General features: G+C 41.9%; 13 protein-coding genes. 9 read left to right on the forward strand and 4 right to left on the reverse strand.

What is annotated here, in order from left to right:
• Positions 1–189: 189 nt before the first annotated feature.
• The 5 genes from PP181_RS04055 (at position 190) to PP181_RS04075 (ending at position 7,301) form a co-directional block, all read left to right on the forward strand.
• Positions 190–2,973, forward strand: coding sequence for a TonB-dependent receptor (locus tag PP181_RS04055; RefSeq protein WP_272636063.1), 2,784 nt, complete (start codon positions 190–192; stop codon positions 2,971–2,973).
• 26 nt (positions 2,974–2,999) lie between these two features.
• Entirely contained in the window at positions 3,000–4,634 is a 1,635-nt protein-coding gene (locus PP181_RS04060; RefSeq protein ID WP_272636064.1) for a G-D-S-L family lipolytic protein, read from the forward strand.
• Positions 4,635–4,791: 157 nt separating this feature from the next.
• Positions 4,792–6,300: a F0F1 ATP synthase subunit beta gene (gene atpD / locus PP181_RS04065; protein ID WP_138256885.1), complete on the forward strand. Its 1,509-nt coding sequence runs from the start codon at positions 4,792–4,794 to the stop codon at positions 6,298–6,300.
• Between the two features lie 71 nt (positions 6,301–6,371).
• Positions 6,372–6,650 carry a F0F1 ATP synthase subunit epsilon gene (locus PP181_RS04070; protein WP_272636067.1) on the forward strand — a complete coding sequence of 93 codons (279 nt, stop codon included), beginning with the start codon at positions 6,372–6,374 and terminating at the stop codon, positions 6,648–6,650.
• A 30-nt stretch (positions 6,651–6,680) separates the two neighbouring features.
• Entirely contained in the window at positions 6,681–7,301 is a 621-nt protein-coding gene (locus PP181_RS04075) for a hypothetical protein (RefSeq protein WP_272636068.1), read from the forward strand.
• 55 nt (positions 7,302–7,356) lie between these two features.
• Here the strand turns inward: PP181_RS04075 and PP181_RS04080 are convergent, their stop codons facing one another.
• The 3 genes from PP181_RS04080 to PP181_RS04090 form a co-directional block, all read right to left on the reverse strand.
• Entirely contained in the window at positions 7,357–7,893 is a 537-nt protein-coding gene (locus PP181_RS04080; protein ID WP_272636069.1) for a GNAT family N-acetyltransferase, read from the reverse strand.
• A complete protein-coding gene (locus PP181_RS04085; RefSeq protein WP_272636070.1) occupies positions 7,894–9,684 on the reverse strand; it encodes a M61 family metallopeptidase in 1,791 nt (596 codons plus the stop codon).
• Between the two features lie 251 nt (positions 9,685–9,935).
• On the reverse strand, positions 9,936–11,420 hold the full coding sequence (locus PP181_RS04090) for a PAS domain S-box protein (protein WP_272636071.1): 1,485 nt from the start codon (positions 11,418–11,420) through the stop codon (positions 9,936–9,938).
• 315 nt (positions 11,421–11,735) lie between these two features.
• On the opposite strand from PP181_RS04090, the gene PP181_RS04095 reads away from it, so the two are divergent.
• The 3 genes from PP181_RS04095 (at position 11,736) to bioD (ending at position 13,962) form a co-directional block, all read left to right on the forward strand.
• Positions 11,736–12,863, forward strand: coding sequence for an aminotransferase class I/II-fold pyridoxal phosphate-dependent enzyme (locus PP181_RS04095; RefSeq protein ID WP_246160837.1), 1,128 nt, complete (start codon positions 11,736–11,738; stop codon positions 12,861–12,863).
• 3 nt (positions 12,864–12,866) lie between these two features.
• The gene (locus tag PP181_RS04100) at positions 12,867–13,244 is read left to right on the forward strand and encodes a putative signal transducing protein (RefSeq protein WP_154917943.1); all 378 of its coding nucleotides are present in this window, start codon (positions 12,867–12,869) and stop codon (positions 13,242–13,244) included.
• Between the two features lie 100 nt (positions 13,245–13,344).
• Positions 13,345–13,962 (forward strand): dethiobiotin synthase, encoded by a 618-nt coding sequence (gene bioD / locus PP181_RS04105; RefSeq protein ID WP_154917944.1) that lies wholly within the window; start codon positions 13,345–13,347, stop codon positions 13,960–13,962.
• 219 nt (positions 13,963–14,181) lie between these two features.
• On the opposite strand, the gene PP181_RS04110 is transcribed toward bioD, so the two are convergent.
• Positions 14,182–15,678 (reverse strand): ArnT family glycosyltransferase, encoded by a 1,497-nt coding sequence (locus PP181_RS04110; RefSeq protein ID WP_154917945.1) that lies wholly within the window; start codon positions 15,676–15,678, stop codon positions 14,182–14,184.
• A gap of 156 nt (positions 15,679–15,834) precedes the next feature.
• Here PP181_RS04110 and bioA point away from each other — a divergent pair, with 156 nt between their 5' ends.
• Positions 15,835–17,109 carry an adenosylmethionine--8-amino-7-oxononanoate transaminase gene (gene bioA / locus PP181_RS04115; RefSeq protein WP_272636072.1) on the forward strand — a complete coding sequence of 425 codons (1,275 nt, stop codon included), beginning with the start codon at positions 15,835–15,837 and terminating at the stop codon, positions 17,107–17,109.
• The last annotated feature ends 1 nt before the right edge of the window (position 17,110 follow it).

Consider the following 17,110-nt stretch of genomic DNA (forward strand, 5'->3'; position numbering starts at 1 on the left):
TCGAATTTAATAAAATCTAAAGGACGCAATTTTGCGTCCTTTTTTTATTGGTGGAATACTAAAACCATCAAAATCGGCATCGTAAATTATCAAAATAATACTATGCATGCATAATTTTTTTCAAATTCCTATTTTTCATATAAAATTATCTGTATCTTCATCACACTAAAATTCTAACTCAAATTAAGAATGAGAACAATACTACTGTTAGCATTGGTTTTGTTTGGGGCATCAGGCTATGCACAAACAACGATCAATGGAAATGTCGTTGACCAAAACGGCGAACCGATTCCAGGTGCCAATATCGTAATTGTAGGCAAGGCAATTGGGACCACAACCGATTTTGATGGTAATTTTATATTGCAGACATCAGAAGAGCCCCCCTTTCAGTTAAGTATTACCAGTATTGGTTATACTGATGGACTCGAAAACATTACTTCCAACAATCAAACACTTCGGGTAGTTCTTTCCGAAGCACAGACGTTTTTGGACGAGGTGGTAATTTCCGCTTCGCGAACCCCGGAACGGATTTTTGAATCTCCGGTAACCGTAGAAAGAATGGGTATCGAAACCATAAAAAATACGGCTTCGGCCGATTTTTACAGTGGGCTTGAAAACCTAAAGGGTGTAGACGTGAACACCAATAGTTTAACATTTAAATCGGTCAACACTAGAGGTTTCGCAACATTCGCCAACACCCGTTTTATGCAGTTGGTGGATGGAATGGACAATTCCACGCCCGCCTTGAACTTTCCTATTGGAAACTTGGTGGGTATGATTGAGACCGATGTGTTAAGTGTGGAACTATTGCCAGGAGCTGCATCGGCTTTATATGGAGCCAATGCTTTCAATGGGATTCTCTTTATGAGAAGTAAAAGTCCCTTTGATTATCAAGGGATTAGCGTATCGGTAAAACAAGGGGTCACTTCCCAGGAAGCCGCTGGAACAAACTCCTACACGGATGTTGGGGTACGTGCCGCCCATAAGTTTAGCGATAAGTTTGCCATTAAATGGAATTTTGGGTATTTGGACGGTACCGACTGGGCAGCGACCAGTACGGTCGACAAGTTTGTTCCGGGCCGTACAAGGGATGCCTTAAATTATGACGGTATCAACGTATATGGGGATGAGGTTTCTACGGATATAAAGGACGTGGCCGTAACCTTGGAGGGATTGGGAATTCTTCCTAACGGTGCGAACGCCTTGGTGCCTTCCGTGGAGGTAAGCCGTACAGGGTATAACGAAAGCGATTTGACAAACTATACTGCCCGAAGTATTAAATCCGATTGGGGACTTTATTATAGGCCGATAGAGGGCAACAACCTGGAACTTTCCTATGTTGGTAAAATTGGCACGGGAAATACCATATACCAAGGTACCAACCGATATAATATTGCGAACTTTTTCCAGGAGCAGCACAAGTTGGAACTTAGAAACGATAATTTCTTCCTTAGAGGTTATTTAGTTTCGGATAAAGCTGGCGATTCCTATGATATGGTTTTTACAGGAATCAACATAAACCGATCTTGGAAGGATGACAACACATGGTTTGGCGAATATACAGGTACTTTTGTCCAAGCGACCTTAGCCGGTGCCACCGAGGAACAGGCCCATGCCGCCGCAAGGGCACAGGCAGAATCCGGGAGATATTTACCCGGTACCCCAGAATTTCAAGCGGCCTTTGATCGAGTAATAAGAAATCCTGATCTTTCCAGAGGTTCTCAGTTTAGGGACGCCTCAAAGTACTATCACTCAGATGCGAACTATAACTTTGGTCATTTATGGGACTGGGCAGAAGTTCAAATCGGTGGTTCATACAGGCAATACAGTTTAAATTCTTTTGGAACTATTTATACGGACGCTGATGGCCCCATCGATTATTCGGAATTTGGTTTGTACACCCAAGTTCAAAAGAAAATTGAAATGGCCAATGAAAAAAGCCTAAAATTGACTGCCTCCGTCCGATATGATAAGAACGAATTCTTTGATGGATTTTTCTCGCCTAGGTTTTCTGCGGGTTATTCCTTAAATAGAGACCATAACATTAGGGCTTCTATCCAAACAGGTTTCAGAAACCCAACGACCCAAGACCTTTTTATTGGCTTGGATGCTGGTAGAGCCATTTTGGTGGGTGCCGCACCTGATAATTTGGACAGGTATCAAAGAACTTTTGAAGTAAGTGGAGGTGGACAATTGTTGGGCCAGCCATCAAGTATCGTCCAAACTGGTAGGGCCGCTTATGAAAATTCATATTCAGCGGAATCGGTTATAAGATTGTCCGAAACTGGAAATCCTGCGGTTTTGGAAATAGCCAATCCTGATGTGGTACAGCCCGAACAAGTTACCTCGGTAGAAATAGGATATCGAGGCAAGGTAAAAAAATTGGTTATAGATTTTAGTGCTTATTACAATAGCTACAGTAACTTCTTGGCACCAGAAAATGTTATCGCACCTTATTACGGTACCGTAGGTGATGGCGCGTTGTCCGTAGCCGCTATTTCTAATGGTGACTTTCAGACCTATCAGGCCTATACCAATTCAGATGTGGACATCAATTCCTATGGAGCGTCTTTAGGACTTACCGCCAAAGTATTGGGTGATTTTGACCTAAGCGGAAGTTATACTTATGCCAAGTTGGATTTCGACAGGGTTGCCAATCCTGATTTTCAGGTGGGCTTCAATACGCCAGAACATCAGTTCAAGGCTTCTTTTGGTAATGCAGAGCTGTTCAAGAATTTTGGTTTCAATATCAATTACAGGTTCAGCGATGATTACTATTGGGAAGCAACTTTTGGTAATGGGGTCGTACCGGAATTCCATGTGGTGGATGCACAGATCAATTACACTATACCTAGCATAAAATCTACCTTTAAGATTGGTGGTAACAACTTGTTGGGCGATGAATACTTTACGGCCTTCGGAACCGGATTTATCGGGTCTATGTATTATCTGTCATGGACAATCAACAACTAAAAATGAAATTTAAATTCCGTTTAGAAATGAAAAGAATAACCTATATATTTTTATACTCCCTTCTATTGGTCTTTACCAATTGTAACGACCCGGAGGATGTAGATCTGGACCCAATTATTGAACCTGAAGCCAAACCGGAACTTACGGCAGGCTCAGCTGATTTTTCAAATTATGTTTCTTTGGGAAATTCCCTAACGGCCGGTTTTACGGATGGAGCCTTGTTCCAAGCAGGCCAAAATTTCTCAACGCCCAATATTCTATCCCAAAAGTTTGCCATGGTAGGTGGTGGTGATTTTGTACAGCCACTAACCAGCGATAACTTTGGTGGGTTGGCCGCAGGCGGTAATCGAATTCAAGGACCAAGATTGGTGTTTGGTGGGGCCGGACCTGTACCGCTGGAGTCGGTTATTGGTCCTGTTACCGTAGGGACTGATATAGCATTGAACAATCCAACCGGGCCTTTCAATAATCTAGGTGTACCTGGGGCAAAAAGTTTTCATTTGTTGGCTCCCGGATATGGGAATTTGGGCAATGTATCCCTTGAACTTGCCAATCCTTACTTTGTGAGGATGACCGGTTCAAATCCAAATATCAGTGTTTTGGAAATGGCGGCAAGTCAGTCCCCAACATTCTTTTCCTTATGGATCGGGAACAATGACGTTCTTGGCTATGCCACTACGGGAGGTGATGGCACTGACCCAATAACCCCGATCGATGGCCCACCGGGGGTTGGTTTTGCAAATACCTATGGCGCCCTGATCCAAACATTGGCAGCTACTGGCGCTCAAGGTGTGGTTGCAAATATTCCAGATGTTACAAGTATACCTCATTTTACTACGGTACCGTTCAACGCATTAGATCCATCCAATCCTGATTTCGCCGCTCAAATCCCGACATTGAACACCATTTTTGGTGCCTTAAATCAGATTTTTACAGCTTTGGGAGCTACGGAAAGGATTATAGCCTTCTCTACAACAGAGGCAAATGCCGTGGTAATACGGGATGAAAGCCTTACCGATTTTTCGGCCCAGATAACAGGGGCTTTAAATGCCAACCCAGGTTTCCCTATTTTCGTACAACAGTTTGGCTTGCCTGCACAGGCGGCTCCTCTGGTTGCAGGTCTGTTGGGTACTACCTATGGTCAGGCGAGGCAGGCCACTGCGGATGATCTCTTTGTGCTGCCCAGCAGTACGGTTATTGGAACGGTCAACATGGAGGCGGCAGGTGCCTTGGTGGCCCAGGGTCTATCGGCTACTTTGGCCGGCCAGTTCTCCGTTGAGGGAGTAAGTTTGCCTTTGGCGGATAAATGGGTGTTGACTCCGGAGGAACAGACTGAAATTGCGAATGCGACCGACGCTTTTAACGCGATTATATCGGCAGCGGCCAGTCAGGCAGGCTTGGCATTCGTGGATGCCAATGCTTTGTTGAACCAACTGGCAAATGGAGGCATCACGAGCGGGCAATATACCTTGACCGCAAGTTTGGTAACTGGAGGCGCGTTTTCCTTGGATGGTATCCATCCAACGGCCAGGGGATATGCCTTGATCGCCAATGAGTTTATGAAGGCCATTGATGCTACCTATGGTTCCAACTTTGAGGATTCAGGAAACTTGGTAAATGTTGGGGAGTATCCTACCAATTTTTCGCCTACGCTTCAATAAGTATTGGGTTTAAAAAAGTAACAAAAAGATGCATTTAAGTGCATCTTTTTTGTTTTGTAAAAAACCCAAAAAAACAATTTTTGTTTAAAATTGAAAGACATATCTTTGCAGCCTGAAAATCAGAGCATTTTTTAAGTAATATATAAACAGATTAGTAATGTCAAAAGTTACAGGCAAAGTTTCGCAAATCATTGGGCCCGTGGTGGATGTAGAATTTCAGTCGGGAGAAGATCTTCCTAAAATCTACGATTCCTTGGAGATAACCAATAAGGACAATTCAAAATTGGTTTTGGAAGTTCAATCACATGTTGGGGAAAACACCGTTAGGACAATTTCCATGGATTCTACCGATGGACTTAGCAGGGGGACTGAGGTGGTTGCAACAGGAGCCGCGATTCAAATGCCCATTGGGGACGATGTTTACGGACGTCTGTTCAATGTTATTGGAGATGCTATTGATGGTTTGGGCAATTTGCCAAAAGAAGGAAAAAATGGTCTTCCCATTCACAGGGAAGCACCAAAATTTGAAGACCTTTCAACCTCTACAGAGGTTTTGTTCACGGGTATTAAGGTAATCGACTTGATCGAACCTTATGCGAAAGGTGGTAAAATTGGTCTTTTTGGAGGTGCCGGTGTAGGTAAAACCGTTTTGATCCAGGAATTGATAAACAATATCGCAAAGGGACACGGTGGGCTTTCCGTGTTCGCTGGAGTTGGTGAAAGAACCCGTGAAGGAAATGATTTGCTTCGTGAGATGCTGGAATCAGGCATTATCAAATATGGTGAGGACTTCATGCACTCCATGGAAGATGGTGGATGGGACTTGTCCAAAGTGGATAAGAAGGCCATGAAGGATTCCAAAGCAACGTTTGTTTTCGGTCAGATGAACGAACCACCGGGAGCACGTGCACGTGTGGCGCTTTCTGGTTTGACCATTGCCGAATATTTCCGAGATGGTTCAGGGGAAGGACAAGGGAAAGATGTATTGTTCTTTGTAGATAATATCTTCCGATTTACACAAGCTGGTTCTGAGGTATCTGCACTATTAGGCCGTATGCCTTCAGCGGTAGGTTACCAACCAACTTTGGCCACCGAGATGGGTGCTATGCAAGAGCGTATTACTTCAACCAAAAGAGGTTCCATTACTTCCGTTCAGGCGGTATACGTACCTGCGGATGACTTAACGGATCCCGCGCCAGCAACAACCTTTGCCCACTTGGACGCCAATACTGTACTTTCCAGAAAAATTGCGGAGTTGGGTATCTACCCTGCGGTGGATCCCTTGGATTCTACGTCCAGGATTTTGACACCTGAAATTTTGGGTAAGGATCATTATGCATGTGCGCAACGTGTTAAAGAGTTGTTACAGCGTTATAAGGAATTACAGGATATCATCGCCATTTTGGGTATGGAGGAATTGTCCGAAGAGGATAAATTGGCCGTAGGTAGGGCCAGACGTGTACAGCGTTTCCTTTCCCAGCCGTTCCATGTGGCGGAACAGTTTACGGGTATCCCAGGAGTTTTGGTAGATATAAAGGATGCTATCAAAGGTTTTAATATGATAATGGATGGTGAATTGGATCACTTGCCAGAATCGGCATTTAACTTGAAGGGAACTATCGAGGATGCTATTGAAGCAGGAGAAAAAATGTTAGCTGAAGCCTAATGGTTATTTGTTCTTTGTTGGTGGTTCTAGGTAACCAACAACGAACAACAAACAACGAACAACTATAAAAAATGTATTTAGAAATAGTATCGCCCGAAGCAACCTTATTTTCCGGAGAAGTAATATCCGTTACCGTTCCAGGAATAAACGGTGAATTTCAGATGTTGCAGAACCACGCACCCATTGTTTCCCTTTTACAAGAGGGAAAAGTAAAGGTAAAGGGCACTATGCATATCGAGGAGGACTATGCTTCCAAGTTCGCAAAGGACCAAGACGGGAATACGGTTTTGGAAATTTCCAGTGGTACCGTAGAACTTAAGGACAATAAAGTAATCGTATTGGCGGATTAATCCTCCCCTAACCCCTCCAAAGGAGGGGAATTGGAAATAAAAAAACCAACTCGAAAGAGTTGGTTTTTTTATATTGCGATATTAAATTGTTTAATTCTGACTAACAAGGACAAACTGGAAATAAGTGAAGGCAGGCCACCTGTATTACAATTGATCATGGGTGCTTTGGCCTTTAGCCTTTTAATTTTTTTCCTAAGTATTTTTATAAAGGGACATAATTTGTTACGACCTGGATTTGTTTATCAAAAATTTCAGGTAGGGAATTTGTACATGGCTATAGTTATGGCCGGAATGGGTGTACTTTTAAGTAAAAGTACCAGCATAGTTTTGGATAAAGCAAACAAAAGGCTTCAAACGCGTCGGCATATAGGTCGGTTTGGATTTGGAAAATGGGAGGAATTGCCCCCTGTTGACTATATTTCTGTTTTTAAAGCGCATAAAACACGTTCCATCAACTTTGACAGGAAGGTTCCTGTAAGATATGAAGTGAATTTATGGTTACAAAGAGGAGGCCGAAAACGTGTCTATTTTAGCTATGATGATGAGGTTGCATTAAATATGTGCGTTGAAATCGCAAAATTTTTAAAAGTGGATCTTTGGGATGCATCTGACCCGCATGATAAGAGGAAGGTCTTGACGGAAGGCCTTTAAGATTAGAAAGATACCTGGCTAATTGTTTTTTTTGCAACATCTGGATTCCCTTTATTCACCTCCAATCCCAATAGACCAATTCCCAGGAAATATCTTCGGATACATGGGTTTGTAAAATTTCAAAGCCTACACTCAAATGGGCGTTCAAGGAACGTTTGTTGTTCGTGGCCACCTCGGTAAGGAGGCCATCGTAGTCTTTCTCAAGTGCTTGGCGGTAATAGGTATACATACCCCTAAAAACCCCTTGTGCCCTATATTCCTTAGCAACACAGATTTGTCCCATGGCCAAATACTTTTTTCCGGGTAAGAGTGTATCCGCCGTTTCGAACATCGGGGCCAGTAGCAGAATATCGGTACCGAAGTTCCGTGTCATGCATAAGGCGTAACCTATGACTTTATCATTGACTTTTGCAATGATATGTGGACAATCCGTATTCATCCGCTTTAACAAATCAAACGTATGGATGACGGTTACAAAGCCCTCTTGTTGCTTTTCCTCATCGGTTAGTGAATCCAAAGCATTTTTCTGTTGAAGCAATAATATGCCCCACAATTCCTCGTCCGCAGTGGCACGACAGTAATTTATATCCATTTATGGCAGTTTCAACCATTCTTTTCTAGCATTGCTTTGTTTTTTGGTAAGTGCTTCGTCTTCCTTGGCAACTATCGTGTACATGGAACTTGGTCGCAAGGTTACATTTGTACTTTTTGGAAGGCCAAATCTTTCAAAATCAACTTTTAGAACGTCTTCAGGCTTGAACTGTGATATAAAGGCATCGAACTGCATGCCATCGGGGAATTTTTCCCCGTTGATGGCCATAATGACATCCCCTTTGTCCAAACCGGCTTCGTAAGCGGGACTTCCCATTTTGGGGTTTGTGGTAATCTCGCCATTTCCATCTCCGTTCAATCGTGCCGAGATACCCAGGTATGGGATATTGGGATTAGTGGTAAGATCAACCCCAACCCTGTCAAAAAGGGATTCGTAATCCGGCATTTCACTCTTATAGATATAGGAACCAAAAAAGGCTTCCCCAAACTCCTTTCCGGCATATTCGTTTAATGTATTCTGTAAGTCTTCAATTGTATACTGTGTTTGTGTCTTGCCATATTTATTCCAGACAAGCTTCATAAAATCATCCAGGTTCAGCCCTCTTTCCCGAAGCGATAGATCCAGAGCCAATCCAAGAACGCTTCCGTACGAGTAGTAAGAAATAAACGTGTTTTCCCTATTTACGGGGTCTACTGAAGTAGCAGCGTCCACAAACGGAGCCTGATAGCTCATTTCAATGGGATTGAAGAATTGGGTGGCGGGCGATTTCCAAACGTAGTTAAAGGTTCCCGTTAAACCTTCTATATATTCCTTTGGCGAAATCAATCCGGCCCGGCACAATATAAGATTCGTGTAATAGCTGGTAAAACCTTCGGCAAACCAAAGGGCCCCGCTCATATTCGCTTCTTCAAAATCAAAGGGTTCCAGCGATCGGGGCCGAATCCTTTCCACGTTCCAAGCATGGAAAAACTCGTGGGAAACGGTTCCAATGTTGCCTTCCATACCACCGTTGGCCAATCCTCTTGTGCTGGTTAGAATGGTCGAATTTCGATGCTCCATGCCATCGCCCGAAGCATTTGGAATGTAACAGGCAAGAAAGGTATATCGGCCGTAATCGAAATCAGGCAATTCCCCATAGACTTCTTTCTCGGCAAGGACTACTTTCTTGACTTTTTCAAAATAGGTCTCGAGCTCTTCCTCGGTGCCATTATGGTGTAGTGCCAATTGTATGGTTTGCCCATCGACCTGAAATTCCTTTAAACCAAAATTGCTGATTTCCACAGGGCTGTCCATAAAATACTGTACGTTGGGTGCGGCATAGGTTGTACCGGACACCAAGGGCAATTGCGTAGCCACCTTCCAATTCAGGTCTTTTCTTATAATAAAGCTTACTTCAATGTCCCGAAGTTCCAAGCTTGGCGCATACATGAATGTGGCCGGAATATTCAAATGGGCATGGGTTTCATCCACTTGGGAATACGTGCCGTCCCCACGATTGGCGAATAATAAATACTCGATTTTAACGGTACCGTTATGACCCATAACTTGCCACTGATATGGATCCGGTCTATGTGCTTTGAGCAAATTTCCTTTACCGTCATACGCCTTAAACCCATAGATATTCTTGGCAAACTCATGCAAGGCATATCTACCCGGGGAAGTTCTACTCATACGCACCGTGAGGGTATCTGTAGTGATGTTTGGAAAAGTGGCCGTTATGAAGGCTTCATGGTGCACGGCGTTCTCAAAAGAAATGGTATAGCGATTGGTCTGGGAATTTAATTCAATCAGACAAAAAATTGAAAGCAGAAGTAAAATTGGATTGCGCATAGATATCTTTTCAGCTAATATACTGAAGCTAACCCTTATCTATTTTGCCCGATAATAAAATGTTTAAATTCTGACCTTATTAGAATACAACACTATATATACTTTAAATAGTTTTTGTATTTAAATGGCCTTCTTAGGCTTTAAATGAATCTGAGGAAGAATTGACTTTTGATCTATCCGAAACTAAAATTTCCAAGACAATTTTTAGTATGAGGTTTGCCAAGGACCAAAGAAAATTAGTGGGAATTTACTTAATAATCATCTTTTGTTATGGAATTATTCGATTTGATATTATAGAACGAATTCTCAACTATATCCTTAATTATGGAATCAATTTCTTGTGCAGACTTAACAATGAAATCCAGAATCTCCTCCTTCTCCTTTAAAGTAAGATCATGGTCTTTTATTAATTCTATCAACCCCATTATTCTTGCCACTGGGGCCCTAAAAATATGTGATTGCGTCCATGCAATTTCCTTTAACCGCTTATTCTGTTCCTCTATGGCCTTTAGATATAAGACACGTTCCGTTACATCCCTTGAATTTGCCACAATCCCATTTAAGGCGGGCTCGTCCATTTGATTGGTAGCTATAGTCTCAACCCATCGCCACTCATTATTCTTATTTTTAAAACGAAAGGGGTCAATAGTGACTTGAGATTTTTCTAAAATTTCTTTGAACCTATTGTAAACAGAGGCTTGGTCATCTGGATGAATGAAATCAAAGGCATTTTTTCCGATAAATTCCTCAGGAGTAATTTGTAGGATTTTTGTGGAAGTTGGACTTACATATTTATAATTAGCTTCATTGTCCAGGATTGCAATTAGGTCGCTTCCTTCCTGAACCAAGGTCTTGAATCTACGCTCACTATGTTCAAGATGTTCACTTACCTTTTTCTTTTCCGTTATATCCCTTGCGATGCAGTACATGGTTTTGTCCTGCTCGTCCCAGTTTGCAGACCATAATACGGACACCAATGAGCCATTCTTATGCACATATCTGTTTTCAAAATTTAAGGTCTCCTTCCCGGAAAAGGTTGCTTTAGAAGATATTTCTGTTTTCTGTCTATCCTTCTCATAAACAAAATCCATGTAATTTCTTCCAATTAGTTCACTAGGACAATATCCCCAAATATTTTTAGAAGCATTGTTAACACTTAAAAAAGTGCCATTTCTGTCGATGGTGCATATAATATCCAAGGACGAATTCAGAATTTTCTCAAGCTCTCCTTTTTTCTTGTCAACGTCCTTCTTTGCTTGGCGCAATTCCAATAAATGGATAACCTGCTGGGCCAAGGTTTCCAATCCTTTTATTTGTTGATCGCTCAGTTTTTTGGGTTCTGGGTCCAAAACGCATAAAGAACCTAATCGCGTACCATTGGACCATTTAAGGGAAATTCCTGCATAGAATGAAATATAGGGACTATTTACAACGAGAGGATTGTTTGAAAACCTCGCGTCCTTTTTTGCGTCCTCAACTATCAATTGATCAACATCTTCAGTAATTAAATATTTACAAAAGGAAACCTCTAATTGTGTTTCTTTAATATCTACCCTATGACGTGATTTAAAAAATTGTTTTTTATCGTCTAATAAGGATATTAAGCTAATTTCTGAGTTACATATTGATGCCGCTAGGGCGGTAATGTCATCGTATATTTTTTCTGGATCGGAACCCATAATTTCTAGCGCCTCCAAAATCTCCAATCTATTATAAATTCTTTCGCTGGACTTCATACCATGAATTTAATATCGAATTACCTTTAATTAAGCTTATGAAAATTCTTCATAAAAAAGGCGGCAAAAGTAAGTTTATTCTTTATAAAAGTATATTTAAAGCTAAATTTTAATTTAAGTTTATGATTTTTGACATTTAATTAAGTAATTAAAAATCAGTTTTTTACATTAAATTGGTGTAAAATGGGTATGTCTGGTGAGCGTTTCTTAAATGATTTGCACTTTTTAGTGAAAATCAATAACAAATTCTGTAATTATGCGTCTATAATAGGATAAAGCTATTTTTACCATATGACTGAATTTCCTGCAAATCTTATGAGTCTATTAGAAAAGAGAAAAAAGGAGCATACCTTTAGGACGCTACCATCCTTAAATGGTTCCATTGATCTCTCATCAAACGATTATTTGGGTTTTGCCAAGAGCGAAAGCCTTTTCTCCAAGACTTTTCAGTTATTGTTAAAGCATAATATCAGTGAGAACGGAGCTACAGGCTCCAGGTTATTGACCGGGAACCATGTCCTGTTCCAGGAATTGGAATCCGTATTGGCGCAGACCCATAATGTTGAAAATGCACTGGTGTTTAACTCGGGGTACGATGCCAACATCGGTTTTTTTGGATGTGTTCCACAACGGGGCGACTTTGTTTTTTACGATGAACTTATTCACGCCAGTATCCGGGACGGATTACAACTGAGCCATGCCAAGAGCTATAAATATGGGCATAACGATCTGTCGGATTTAAAGGAAAAAATAAAAAAGACTATTTCTGACAATGGTGATTCCGATGTTTATGTGGTCACGGAATCCGTATTCTCCATGGATGGTGATTCTCCAGATCTAAAACAATTGGCCAGTTTTTGTACCTCGGAAGGATATCATCTGATCGTGGACGAGGCGCATGCCGTTGGCGTTATGGGTAAAAAAGGTCTTGGGTTGGTACAGGAGTTGGGATTGGAAAAGGCCCTCTTCGCAAGGATCGTTACGTTTGGAAAAGCCTTGGGCACCCATGGTGCGGCCATACTTGGCAGCAATGCCCTTAGGGACTTTCTCATAAATTTTTCACGGAGTTTTATATATACTACGGCATTGCCTCCACATCATATCGTCGGTATTTTATCTTCCTATGAATTTCTTACTTTTGAGGGAGGGACGCAGCGCGACCAGCTTATTGAAAATATTTCCTATTTCAAGAGTCAAGCGAGGAAGCAGAAGTGGTCCAGTAATCTAATCGGCAGTGATACGGCTATTCAATCCGTTATAATTCCGGGCAATGAAAAAATCCGGAAGATTTCCAAAAAATTGAACGACGACGGTTTTGATGTGAAGGCCATACTTTCTCCTACGGTTCCCGAAGGGAAAGAGCGGTTACGGTTTTGCCTACATAGTTTCAACTCTAAAGAAGAGATTGGTTTGGTGCTGCAATTATTGTCAAATTATATTTAATGCATGACGGACAAATTTTATCATGTTGCTTCTTTTGAATATGTGGCCGATGTGCAAATTTTAAAAGGAAAATTGGAATCAGAAGATATTCCGGTTTTTCTGAGGGATGAGAACACCTTGAATTCCGATCCTCTGATAAGTAATGCCATTGGAGGGGTAAAGTTGCTAGTCTATGCCCAAGATAAGGAGCAGGCCTTGGAAATTTACAATGAAGTTAGGGCATACGCTTTGGACGATTTTGGCAATCCGGTAACCTGTCCCAATTGCAAGGCTAGAAAATCTGAAGTATATTATAACAGGAAGGGGATTTTTTATAAACTTTTTCCTTTTTTTGAGAAAAGAAAATATAAGTGCCTAAATTGTGGCATGATTACTCGATAATTACAATTATTCCATTGCGAATAGCTTTCGGGTTATCTGACATAGCGTTTTAAAAAACACAGTGAACCTTCATTAAGGTAGCAAGACAAAGTTATAAGGTATGCAAAAGATTTTTGTTACAGGTATTTCTACGGGAGTAGGTAAAACGGTGGCTTCGGCCATCATAACCGAAGCCCTAATGGCCGATTATTGGAAGCCCATACAGTCCGGTGATCTGGACCACACGGATAGCGATACGGTAAAAAATCTAATATCGAACGACAAGACACGTATTTTGCCAAGCAGCTATGAGCTTACAGCCGCCATGAGTCCGCATGCCGCTGCCGAAATAGACGGGGTGAAAATAGATCGTTTCCACATCAACGAACCTAAGACGGACAACAATTTGGTAATAGAAGGTGCTGGCGGACTTTTGGTTCCGCTAAACGATGAAGATACCATGTTCGACATCATCATGCCAGAGTATAAGGTCGTGGTGGTTTCCAAACATTATTTGGGAAGTATCAACCATACCCTATTAACGATAGGTTGGTTACAGAACAAAGGCTATGATGTTTCTGTATTGTTCAATGGAAAGGAGAATCCCCAAACGGAAAGAATCATACTTCATAAGACAGGAGTTCCTTTGATCGGTAGAATCGATGAGGAGCCCAGACTGGACAAAACTGTTATAGCTCGCTATGCCGGAGCGTTCAAGCACATTTTGGAGAGCCTATAAGATTGTTCATGGTTTTTGGTTGTTCGTTAATGGTTCTAGTTCAACAACTATCCCACTATCCAACTAACTAACTTTTTCACCAGTCAACTGATTCATTTTTGTTATCAGTTTCTAATTTGGCTAAAGGCTAAAGGCTAAAGGCTAAAGGCTAAAGGCTAAAGGCTGAACGCTAATTGCTCCCTGTTTTCTGGTATCTGAAAACTGTTAACCGCCAACTGATCACTGTTTACTGATTTCCTTTCTCTGAAGTATCTCTGCCTTTTCCACGGTAGCCGCTACGGTATAATGTTTGGCCAAATAGGCGTCTATATATTCATTCTCCTCAAATTCATCCCTGTCAAAAACAAGTCGGCCCTTTCGTACCACCACGGTTTTCGGTTTGATTTCTTCCATGATATATTTGAGTTCTTCCAAAGAATTTTTTCGCGGATTATCAAAGAACGGATAAAGTTCATCCCTACAGATATTGCTGGGATGTGTGGCGGCCAAAGTTGGGGGCAAAACTCCAAGGTTCCAATACCCAATATGGTACCCTAGGAAAAAAATGGTATCGGTTTCCAGTTTGTTTTCCAAAATGTATTTCGGAACCGTAAACCCTTCACCGTTGAAAAATGTGCCCCGCTCTATTTTGTTCTTTACGATATTTACGTATTCCATGTAACTTTCCGCCGGTATCAAAAGTAATAAGAAGAGGAGTTTGCGGGATATTTTTAGTCGGTTTCGAAGGAACAAACGATTTAAGAAGATTCCGAGGAATATGACCAGCATTGGGTGTATTTGAATCAGATAATGACCATTGATTCTTCCTCCTTTAAAGAAGGAGAAAAGTACACCGCAGATGGCCATGAACAGGATTAGTGAAGTCCTGTCCTTGACCGAAATGATGGCATTCTTCCAACAATAGAAGAGAAAAACACCGATTACAATAAAGGTCGGGGCCAATTTTAAGAGTGAAAATCTTCTTGCTTCACTGTATTCCAAGGGGGCCAAGATAACGGACTTCCACCAAACCTCCAATTGACCGCTCATGTAGTAAGGGAGAATCGTCAAAAGGATTACAAGTAAAACGCCTGTGCCAAAAGCCAAGACGTTCCAAAGGGTGCTTTTTTTTTGCTTATTGAAAAGTTCTATGACCAAAAAGAGGCCCAATAAAAGTACGGGGTAGGCCATGTTCAATTTCACCATAACCGCAATCCCCATAAGCAGACCTGCCAGTAGCAACCATATGGGGCCTTTTTTCGATATAATTAGGTACATTGAAGGAACAAAAAATGCCATACATAGGTGTTCAGACATTACCCCTTGTAAGCTTCCGAAAAGACTAAGCAATACAATACAAAATATCCCACACCATAGAGCTACCTGAGTAGTGGTCATTTTCGAAGTGATTTTATAAGTAAAAAATGCGGTTGTGGCAACCAGTAACGCGCCTAGAAGCCTTATGGCTACAAAGCTTTTTCCAAATAGGAAGATAATAGACGCAAAGAATGCAAAAGTCAAAGGGGGTTTTAAATCCCAAAGTTGTGTGTAGGGTAAATAGCCGTCTACCCAGGACTGTCCCAAGAGAATAAAGGTACTCTCGTCCCGATCTATATAATCCCTAAAGAAAAAAGGAAACCGAATGAAAAATGTAATCCCTGTCAATAGAAGAAATACGGTTTTACTTTTTAGCTGGGAATTGCCCAATAAGGATTCCTTTAGGATGCTTGGATTCATCAAAAATTTGACTTTATTGGCTCCTCCCAGGGGATTATACCCTTGGGTTTACCTCGAAATTTATCATTGGTTTTATGTAATTACCTCGAGGGCTTGCCCCGTAGTAGTTTACATCCCATCTTTGCAAGATAGATAAATTGTGGATTCTTAAATTCTATGAACGGGGAAAATCTATCGGAACGGGATAAAAAATACCTTTGGCATCCGTTGACACAGCACCAAACGGCGGTAGCTCGAATTGGTATTGTGAAGGCCGAGGGTGCCTTGTTTTGGGACGAGAGGGGCAATTCTTATATTGATGGTATTGCCTCCTGGTATACGGCCATGTATGGTCATGGTAATAAACATATTACAAAGGCCATATCGGAACAAATGAGCCAATTGGACTTTGTCATGTTCAGTGGCTTTACGCATGAGCCTGCCGTAAAACTCTCCGAAAAACTTATGGCCATTTTACCCAGCAATCAGGCCAAGATATTTTTTAACGATAACGGCTCCACGGCCGTGGAGGCGGCCATAAAAATGGCCTTGCAGTACCATCACAACCGGAACGACATAAGGGACACCCTGGTCGCTTTCGAGGACGGTTTTCATGGTGACACCTTTGGGGCGATGAGTGCTTCCGGGCTATCGTCCTATAACGGTCCTTTTGAGGATTTTTTATTGAAGGTAAAGCGGGTTCCGGTACCCCAAAAGGAAAATATGGAGGAGGTGATGGCGCAATTGGAGACCATACTTGCTAATGAGAAATGTGCTGCCTTCGTATTCGAACCCTTGGTCCAAGGTGCTGCGGGCATGAAGTTTCATTCTGCCGAAGGCTTGGACAGGCTCATTGAAAAATGTCAGGAACACGATGTTCTATGTATAGCCGATGAGGTCATGACGGGTTTTGGCAAAACCGGGAAAAACTTTGCTTCGGATAACCTACAAAATAAGCCCGATATCCTGTGCCTAAGCAAGGCCCTCACTGCCGGGATGTTTCCCCTTAGCATTACCAGTTGTACCCAAAAAGTGTTCGATGCCTTTTTGAGCGACGAGGTTGCAAAAGGGTTTTTCCATGCCCATACGTATAGTGCCCATCCACTGGGTTGTGCCGCTGCCCTTGCGGGACTCCAACTGCTGAATTCTTCAGAAATTTTGGAGCGCAGGAACTACATTGCATCGGCAAATAAAACCTTCGTTGCCAAGGTTGAGAACCATCCAAACGTACGTAATGCCCGTTCCATAGGGGTGATTTTTGCCATCGATTTAAATCTTGAAACGGAACGGTATGGCAATCTACGGGACCGATTGTACAATTTTTTCATGGCCCGAGGGGTCCTTTTAAGGCCGTTGGGGAATACCATCTATATGTTGCCTCCCTATGTAATTACCAATGACCAATTGCAACGGATTTATGAGATGATTTATGAACTGTTGGATAGCTTTTAAC

The sequence above is a fragment of the Maribacter sp. PR66 genome (genome assembly GCF_028464205.1).
GTDB classification, from domain to species: domain Bacteria; phylum Bacteroidota; class Bacteroidia; order Flavobacteriales; family Flavobacteriaceae; genus Maribacter; species Maribacter flavus.

Coding starts and splice junctions, on each gene's coding strand:
- PP181_RS04055 (WP_272636063.1), top strand. CDS start 190: ATGAGAACAATACTACTGTTAGCATTGGTTTTGTTTGGGGCATCAGGC.
- PP181_RS04060 (WP_272636064.1), top strand. CDS start 3,000: ATGAAAAGAATAACCTATATATTTTTATACTCCCTTCTATTGGTCTTT.
- atpD (WP_138256885.1), top strand. CDS start 4,792: ATGTCAAAAGTTACAGGCAAAGTTTCGCAAATCATTGGGCCCGTGGTG.
- PP181_RS04070 (WP_272636067.1), top strand. CDS start 6,372: ATGTATTTAGAAATAGTATCGCCCGAAGCAACCTTATTTTCCGGAGAA.
- PP181_RS04080 (WP_272636069.1), bottom strand. CDS start 7,893: ATGGATATAAATTACTGTCGTGCCACTGCGGACGAGGAATTGTGGGGC.
- PP181_RS04085 (WP_272636070.1), bottom strand. CDS start 9,684: ATGCGCAATCCAATTTTACTTCTGCTTTCAATTTTTTGTCTGATTGAA.
- PP181_RS04090 (WP_272636071.1), bottom strand. CDS start 11,420: ATGAAGTCCAGCGAAAGAATTTATAATAGATTGGAGATTTTGGAGGCG.
- PP181_RS04095 (WP_246160837.1), top strand. CDS start 11,736: ATGAGTCTATTAGAAAAGAGAAAAAAGGAGCATACCTTTAGGACGCTA.
- PP181_RS04100 (WP_154917943.1), top strand. CDS start 12,867: ATGACGGACAAATTTTATCATGTTGCTTCTTTTGAATATGTGGCCGAT.
- bioD (WP_154917944.1), top strand. CDS start 13,345: ATGCAAAAGATTTTTGTTACAGGTATTTCTACGGGAGTAGGTAAAACG.
- PP181_RS04110 (WP_154917945.1), bottom strand. CDS start 15,678: ATGAATCCAAGCATCCTAAAGGAATCCTTATTGGGCAATTCCCAGCTA.
- bioA (WP_272636072.1), top strand. CDS start 15,835: ATGAACGGGGAAAATCTATCGGAACGGGATAAAAAATACCTTTGGCAT.